This window comes from Luteolibacter pohnpeiensis (assembly GCF_016595435.1).
GTDB classification, from domain to species: Bacteria; Verrucomicrobiota; Verrucomicrobiia; order Verrucomicrobiales; family Akkermansiaceae; genus Luteolibacter; species Luteolibacter pohnpeiensis.
Map to the genome: position 1 here is coordinate 268,548 of NZ_JAENIJ010000001.1, position 7,574 is coordinate 276,121.

9 protein-coding genes and 1 tRNA gene are annotated in these 7,574 nt (G+C 51.0%); 6 read left to right on the forward strand and 4 right to left on the reverse strand.

Annotated elements, in window-relative coordinates; all coding sequences use genetic code 11:
- Positions 1-6 precede the first annotated feature (6 nt).
- Entirely contained in the window at positions 7-441 is a 435-nt protein-coding gene (locus tag JIN85_RS01165; RefSeq protein ID WP_200266749.1) for a GNAT family N-acetyltransferase, read from the reverse strand.
- A gap of 17 nt (positions 442-458) precedes the next feature.
- Positions 459-3,395 (reverse strand): M16 family metallopeptidase, encoded by a 2,937-nt coding sequence (locus tag JIN85_RS01170; protein WP_200266751.1) that lies wholly within the window; start codon positions 3,393-3,395, stop codon positions 459-461.
- A 161-nt stretch (positions 3,396-3,556) separates the two neighbouring features.
- Between JIN85_RS01170 and JIN85_RS01175 the strand changes: the two genes are divergently transcribed.
- The 3 genes from JIN85_RS01175 to JIN85_RS01185 all read left to right on the forward strand — a co-directional run bounded on the left by JIN85_RS01175 (position 3,557) and on the right by JIN85_RS01185 (position 5,270).
- Positions 3,557-3,643, forward strand: a tRNA-Leu gene (locus tag JIN85_RS01175).
- Positions 3,644-3,766: 123 nt separating this feature from the next.
- Complete coding sequence (locus JIN85_RS01180) at positions 3,767-4,810, forward strand: tyrosine-type recombinase/integrase (RefSeq protein ID WP_200266753.1); 1,044 nt, start codon at positions 3,767-3,769, stop codon at positions 4,808-4,810.
- 100 nt (positions 4,811-4,910) lie between these two features.
- Entirely contained in the window at positions 4,911-5,270 is a 360-nt protein-coding gene (locus JIN85_RS01185) for a hypothetical protein (protein WP_200266755.1), read from the forward strand.
- 68 nt (positions 5,271-5,338) lie between these two features.
- Here JIN85_RS01185 and JIN85_RS01190 read toward each other — a convergent pair whose 3' ends face one another.
- Positions 5,339-6,100, reverse strand: a complete 762-nt coding sequence (locus JIN85_RS01190) for a S24 family peptidase (RefSeq protein ID WP_200266757.1) — start codon at positions 6,098-6,100, stop codon at positions 5,339-5,341.
- Between the two features lie 125 nt (positions 6,101-6,225).
- Between JIN85_RS01190 and JIN85_RS01195 the strand changes: the two genes are divergently transcribed.
- The gene (locus JIN85_RS01195; protein ID WP_200266759.1) at positions 6,226-6,405 is read left to right on the forward strand and encodes a hypothetical protein; all 180 of its coding nucleotides are present in this window, start codon (positions 6,226-6,228) and stop codon (positions 6,403-6,405) included.
- Here JIN85_RS01195 and JIN85_RS01200 read toward each other — a convergent pair whose 3' ends face one another.
- Complete coding sequence (locus JIN85_RS01200; RefSeq protein ID WP_200266761.1) at positions 6,406-6,918, reverse strand: hypothetical protein; 513 nt, start codon at positions 6,916-6,918, stop codon at positions 6,406-6,408. It abuts the gene before it with no gap.
- A gap of 176 nt (positions 6,919-7,094) precedes the next feature.
- On the opposite strand from JIN85_RS01200, the gene JIN85_RS22265 reads away from it, so the two are divergent.
- Both JIN85_RS22265 and JIN85_RS01210 read left to right on the forward strand, forming a co-directional pair.
- On the forward strand, positions 7,095-7,298 hold the full coding sequence (locus JIN85_RS22265) for a helix-turn-helix domain-containing protein (RefSeq protein ID WP_425494625.1): 204 nt from the start codon (positions 7,095-7,097) through the stop codon (positions 7,296-7,298).
- 58 nt (positions 7,299-7,356) lie between these two features.
- A partial coding sequence (locus JIN85_RS01210) for a hypothetical protein (protein ID WP_200266765.1) occupies positions 7,357-7,574 on the forward strand: 218 nt, incomplete at its 3' end.

Genomic DNA, 7,574 nt, shown 5'->3' on the forward strand with positions numbered 1-7,574 from the left:
CGTCGGTTAGCGGAGAGGTTTCACGAAATGGAACGACCAGATTTCAAATCCAAGTCGATGGTATAGCCGGTGAGATGGGTGGTTGGCGGTGTAGCTGTCAATGATCAGCATGGAGCACTCTTTTTGTTTCGCGAGCTCCTCCAGATGGTTGATCAATGCGGTGCCTGCGCCGGTAGAACGATGATCGGGGTGAACCACCAAATTATCGATTTCCATGTGTCTTCCGCACCAGATTTTCGTCGCAATCCAAGCACCGGTCACCCCCACCAAGACCTCCCCGGCGAAGGCGCCGAAGAGTTGGTAGTGGGGATGATCCGTGAAAATGGTCTCCATCCGGGATGTTAGAACATCAGCCCCAACATTTGGATTGAGATATTTCAGCAATGAGATGGCGGCAGGAATATCCGCGTGGGCGAGAAGCTTTACGTGCACGTTTTGCATGCGCGGCGATTCAGTGATCATTCCTGGGGTTTGATTCCGACGAGCAAGGCGTTACCGCTTCCCAGGTATTTTTTCGCAAGTGCGTTGATGTCCGCGAGTTTGATCGAGTTGTAATCCTCGTCGCGATTGCGGGCTAGATCGAGCCGCTCGGGCTGGAGTTGGCATTGGCTCATGACTGTTCCAAGCCAGTAGCCGTTGTCGCGAAGGGACTTTTTCAACTGTCCAATGACCGGCTTGAGGGCGCGATCCAACTCATCCTGCGTTGCTCCCTCGGTAGAGAGCTTGTCGGCTAGTTGCAGCATGGTGTCTAACAAACGATCAACGTCTTCCGGTTTTGCGATACTTTGGCCAATCACATAACCCACGTCATCCATGGCATCAGAACCGGATGCACCCGCACTAGGGCTGTAAGAGGCACCGAGTTTTTCGCGAATTTCTTCCCGCAAGCGATCGCCATAGATGCTGGCGAGAATGTTGAGGCGGCGGAATTCTGGCTGATTGCCGCGAATGCCATCGGTCTTCCATATGGTGGTGGCGATACCTTGTGGAACCTTGGATTCGTAAGTGAAGAGCTTGCGCGCTGGTGCGTTCGCGAACTCGATCTTACGGCGATCGTCGAGTGCTGGAGGTGTGGCATCCCTGGTTGGCAAAGCTCCGAACGTTGCGAGGAGTTCCGGCAACAAGGTGTCCATGTCAAAGTCACCTACGATGGTGAGTTCCATGTAACCTTTCGTCAGCTGTGGATTGAGCCAGTCTTTGACCTGATCGATGGTGTAAGTGTTGAGCTTCTCAGCGGAGGGAACGGTGTAGCGGAAATCGTTGCCATACATCCAGGCATTCATTTCTTGCTGTGGTCCGCTCGGTGTGTGCTTCAGTTGTTGGAAGATCATTGGCACTGCCTTTTGGAATTGCCACAGGCCTTCCTTGCGATAGCCCGGATCCGTCAAAGTGGCTGCCATCAAACGAAGCTCAAGTTGCAGATCCTTGGGAGTGGTCGAGCCTGCCAGGTTGAAAGCGTCTTCACCAATTGAAAGACCACTGCTCACGTTCTTACCTGCGAGAATTTCCTGAAGCTCATCATTCGAATGCTTGCCGAGTCCGCCGCCTTCGAAGACGGCTGTGGCAAAGGCATCAAACATTGGCGTGTCCGCTGGCTGGGAAAGCTGGCCGGTACCGATGCGTGCCAGAAGGCGAATCCGGTTGGTCTCGAAGTCGGTTTTCTTAAGATTCACGCGAATTTGGTTCGATAGCACCAATTGGGTGATGCCCAGGTCTTCGATTTCGTTGCGCGAAACAATCTTTCCGGGTTTGCCAAAGTCGGTGTAGCCGAATTCAACCGTCTTGCGAGTTTCCGGCGCTTCGACTGGCTTGCCTCTGGATTCCTCGAATGCGGCCGCCAGTTGCTTGTCCGTTCCTTCGGGGGCTGTCTTGGTGGTCAGAACCAAATGATAGCCGGAAGTGTTCCAGAAATCGGTGAATGCCTGATGAACGGATTCCAGACTGACGTTCTTGAGACCTTCGCGAACGATATCGAGATTCGTTTGAGGTGTTGAGAAAACCGAGGCGTCATTGACAGATCCTGCCAGAGCCGAGGCAAGCGCATCGGACTTGCGGGTTGGTTCACGTTTGACGGCTTGCTCGTAGGCATTCAAAATGTTGGCTTTGACCTCCGCCAACTCTGCTTCGGTAAAACCATATTCCTTCGCCCGGCGGAACTCTTGCTCCATCACGGGAACCGCCGCTTGCCAGTCGTCATTGGCTGCAGTTACGTCAATGGATCCCAACTCCGCATAATTGAAAATTACGCCACGCGATGCGGAACCGGAGACAATCGGGGAGTTTTCCTGTTGAGTGATGCGTTGGAACCGGCGTGAGACGATCGCGTTTGCCAAGGCAAGCGGCAACTCCTCAATGCGATTTTCCTTGGTGTCCGCCTTTGCTTCGTATGGACGAATCGAGGTCAGGGAGATTTCCGTCGCGGTCAGCTCATCATCGGTGAACACAGATGCCTTCAGGCCCTCAGGTGAATGAATCGGGCCAAGATCTGGATCAGCTCCGGCGTTGTCCGGGTTGGTCATGGAGGAAAAGCTGTCCTTGATGCGCTTTTCCATTTCCGCAGGGTCAATGTCGCCAACGACCACGAAAGTCATTCTGTCCGGGACATAGTAACGATTGTAGTAATCGGTGAAGCGCTCGCGCTTCGCATTTTTGATCACATCCGAGGAGCCGATCGGGAAACGCTTGGAAATGAGGGAATCCGGCAGCATGAGGTCATACTGCTTTTGCATCAAACGGTAACCGATCGAGTCACGGCTCATTTTCTCTGAAAGGATCACGCCACGTTCATTGTCGATTTCCTTTTCCTGGAGAAGCGCCCCATCGCCGAAATCACGCAAAACGTTGAAACCCAGATCCAGCGTGTCCTTCGAAAGTTCAGGGAGATCGAGCATGTAGACCGTCTCGTCAAACGAGGTGTAGGCATTCGCATGGGCGCCGAATGCGATGCCGAGGCGTTGCATTTTCGGAATCAAATCCTCAGCGGCATAATGCTTCGAGCCGTTGAAGACCATGTGCTCCATGAAGTGAGCGAGTCCCTGTTGGTCATCAGCCTCCATCAACGATCCGGAAGCGATGTGCAGGCGGAGTGAAACACGTGAAGGCGGCTCGGAATTCGGGTAAATGATGTAGCGGAAACCGTTGTCCAGCTTGCCAAATACCGCCTTGGGATCGGCCGGAATATCCGATTTCTCCTGCGGCCACGGTTTTGGGTAAGCGGAGGATTTATCAGCCTTACCGCTTTGATTGGCAGTAAGTTGAGATTCCTCCTTGGAGGTTGTGGTTTTAGTATTCAGCGATTCCTGATTCCCGGGGGAATTCGTATTGGGACTGAAAGATAGGAATGCCGCTGTCGCCGCGAGGACGAGGACAAGGAAGAGGGGCGTGGCCTTCTGCATAGCTTAGATTTGGCGGTATTGATTGAGTTGGCAATGGGGAAAGCGTCAATCGGAGAGGAACTTGTGCGGCAATGTAAAAAATATCTGTAAATCGGATTGCATTCCTGCGGTCGGCATGCTGTTTTTCCCGCCCGGCGTAAAATCCGGGGTCAAAACAAGATGCGCGCGTGGCGGAATTGGTAGACGCGCTAGATTCAGGTTCTAGTGGGGGCAACCCCGTGAAGGTTCGAGTCCTTTCGCGCGCACCATCTGTAAATAAACGAGTTAGGGAATCCGTAAGGGTTCCCTTTTTCGTGTCTCGATGGTGCCGATGACCACCGCCAATGACCACCAGTAGTTGACGTATTACCTACAGGTGGTCAAATGAGTGCATGAAAGCAGTGCAGCCCGTATGGCAACGAACTCAATCGGAAAATCTGATTCGCCATCGATCTGGGACCTACTATTTGAACGCTAAGATTTCAGGAAAGAAAGTCAGGGTATCCCTGAAAACGGACAATCTGAAGCTTGCGAAAATTGCCAGGGATGAAGTTCTCAACAAATTGAGGAGCGAAGCTGAAGGAACAGCCTTAAGATTCAAAACCCTCGGCGATGCGCTGAATCTGGTCGAAGACAGAGCCAAGTCTACTGCGGATCTCAAACAGTCCACAAAGGAGTTTTATGGCCACCTGTGCGCCGGGCTGCGGAAGACTTTTCCAGTCGATTTGGAAGCCAGTGAGTGGAGTGAAGACGAAGCTCGGGAATGGTGGTCTAAGTTTTCGAAAAAGCATTCCACAACCCATGCCAACAATGCACTTCGATTGATTACTCAGATTGGCGAGTTGCTCGTCGAAGATGGCTCGATTTCTAAGAACCCCGCCAAGGTCCTGCGACGCAAGAAAGCAAAGGACAAAGCTGTCCGCCCGTTGCCATCAGTTGCGGTGTTGGATTCGATTATCGAGAGTGTTCGATCCGGACCTTCGACAGAAGCTGCAGATTTAATCGAATTCCTTGCATGGTCTGGCCTAAGAATTGGCGAAGCACGTGAAGTAAAGTGGGAGGATATTGGAGCAGGATGGCTGCTTGTTACCGGTGGCGAATCAAAGACGAAAAATCACCGAACTCGGCGGGTTCCAATCAATGAACGCCTACGATTGCTTTTAGAGCGTCGTCGGCCTTCCTCTGCCAGGGGTAAGGTATTCAAGATTTTGACACCTCGAGAAGCCCTTACCTCGGCATGCGAACGCCTGGGGCTGGAACATTTGCGTGTGCACGATCTCCGCCATTGGTTTGCCACTCACGCCATTGAAAAAGGCGTGGATATCCCGACAGTCTCAAAGTGGCTAGGGCATCTGGACGGCGGGGCGCTCGCCATGAAAGTCTACGGGCATCTCCGGGACGAGCACAGCTTGCGTGCTGCTGAGAAGCTAGGATGAAAACATGGCATGACTGGGAGAAAGTCCTATAATCCGGTGATTATATGTCTTAGCATCCGGGATGATCAGGAGAAACTGTAGGCACCTTCGAATTGTATTTTTGGCGTGCTGTCTGGCTTCCGTTTCATTTGGTAAAGAGGTAAGTCACCCGGAGAGCTGGTATAGGGATAAGGCCGCTGCTTCACTTGGGGGAAAGACCGAAGTGCGGGTGTCGAACGGACGGGTCGATATCGTTACTGACGATTATGCGATTGAGGTCGAGAAAGCCTCGAATTGGAAGGAATCGATCGGCCAGTGCCTGTGGTATTCCCTACAGACGAACAAGAAGGCCGGGATCGTCTTAGTGGTAACAGATGAGAAGCGTGACCGGGGGCACATCATTCGCCTCGGCTCAGTGATCGAAGCAAACAAGCTTCCGATTCGTGTATGGATCTGGCCGGACGATTTCAGGAATGAGTAAAATGCTGCTCAAATTATCTATATGCCGAGCTTTTTGAGCGAATTTTTGCTCAATCCGTTGGTATATGTCTAATCTAACCAGGCTATCCACTCGATCGGTTGTTTGATGACGATTTCAGGGAAATCCGGGTTTAAGCTCTCAAGCACCTTGACCTTACCGCGCTCAATCCATTCACCGAGTTCTTCCTTTTCTTCCGGTGTTGCTTTCCGGGTGTTGTAACGCTTGACGGTGTAGCCGCCGTCGTAATCAACCAGGTAGATCAGCCCCTTTTTCATGTACGGGTTGCGAGCTGTTTTCTTGAGTCTCATAGGAACCACATCGCCGTCATTGAGAAGCGGAACCATGCTCAGTCCGTTGATTTTGACCATGACGGTATCGTTCTCGCCTTCCCAATCCATGACCTCGGCAGCGATCGGGGAGCCTGCAGCCGCGTGGAGGTTGGCTTTGGCGGGGAATTTTACAGTTTTTCCAGCCTCCTTTTCTTTTCGGAGCAGTTCATCAGCAAAGTTGATGATCGCGTCATGGTAGAAGCTAGGGATATCTTCGTATCCACCAGCTTTACGGCCTAGGTTGATCTTCTGAACTTCGGCACCATTGAAGAAAACGAGATCCCAAATGCTGGCACTTGGCTTCGACAAGTCTACCTCTCGACGGCGCTCTTCTTCGGAGAAAGCACGCTGAACAGCCGCGACAAACTTCTTTGGTGGGTTGGAGGCAGTCGGAGTTAGTCTATCCCTGACGTATTCATAAGCATAGCCTGATGCTTCGGCTAATGTTTGGCGAGTGAACCCAAGTTGATCCATTCGGACTAGAATATCCTCTTTCGTCATGAAAGAAATATAGTGAAAAACAAGATTCCGACAAGAAAAATCAAATCAATGAAAGTATTTTCTTGTTGTGGACATGATTTTCATGTTTTGTCTCTTTTGTAACTCAAACCGAACGACCCCCAAACATGAACGACGATTCACTTTCCAAGGTCATGGCCGAGTTTGAAAAAAATATTGGCCCTGAACGATTATCAGCAATTCGCCGCGAAGCAGTCCGTCAGGGCGTTTCCGTCATCAAGCTCCTTGGCGATGCTATCGCTGAATTTGCCGATAAAATGGCGAAACCAACCGGCAAAGCAGCCTGATCACCCAATGCGGCCGCGCATGATGTAAACCCGCCCCTTTTTCAGAATCGAGAAACTTTCGGGAACGCCTCGGGAATGATGCACCTGTCCATAACCATCGGTGTATATGCTACCCGGCCAACCTGAGTGATTCTTAATAAATTCTAAATCCATTAACGATTCCAAATGAAATCTCAATTCATTGACTCCCATACTAAATCTTCCAATAAGAGTATCGATATCTATGCCAGCAGAAGCATCAAAGAGAGCCTGAAGAATATTTTTTGCTGGGTCCTCGAGCAAATATATCTCCGGACGAAGCTCTACTATCTCCTTTTCAAGATCAAGCTTGCAAGACTTCAGGGTCTCATTCTCAGAAAGCGCATTAGCAAGCTGCTCTCTCAGAGACGCGTTCTCGCGCTCCAAAACGGAGTATTGGTCCGCAGCAAGCGCAAGACGTTCTTTCATGATCTTGGCAGAGCCGTGTTCATCGATCAATTTTTCAATCGCCGCAAAGGGGTTGAGAGAAGCCATGACAAGCGTCTAGACGAGAGATCAGACGAAGGCAAGGCGCCACGCTCTCTAACCGAGAAATCTGAAAATTCATCAACTGAATCCTTGATCTGCATAACACGATGAACGCAATCCAACTCGAAGTAAGACTGCCAGACGACCAGTTGCAGAGTCTAGCTAAGCTGATCATTTCAGGAATGGGCACTCTACCACAAGACGGCAGTGCTCTTTCAATTACCCAGCTTTCCCGATTGATGGGGGTTTCGACTCAAACTGTTAGAGACCGAGTTCATGCAGGTCTTATCAAACGGATTCCAAATTCAGGAAAGCGAATCCTCATTCCCCGCGATGAAGCTGAACGTCTTCTGACAGGAGAATCTCGTCCCAAATTGAATAATTAAAAAATAACTAACCGGCACTCCCTGCGTGAGCTGTGCCCAGATCTTAAGGTATATTAAAATGAATGCAAATATAGATACTGATAATATAAGTTTGGTGGGTGGGATAACTCCTGCTCCTTGGGCGGTCCATCGTAACAGCGCGGGCGTTTTGGAAGTGATGGCTTCCAATGGATACGGACGCCAAACCGTGGCTCACATGGGGCTTGCTCCTGATATGGGTTATCTGGCGGGAACCGCGAAGGCGAATGCCCAATTGATCGCGGCTGCGCCGGATCT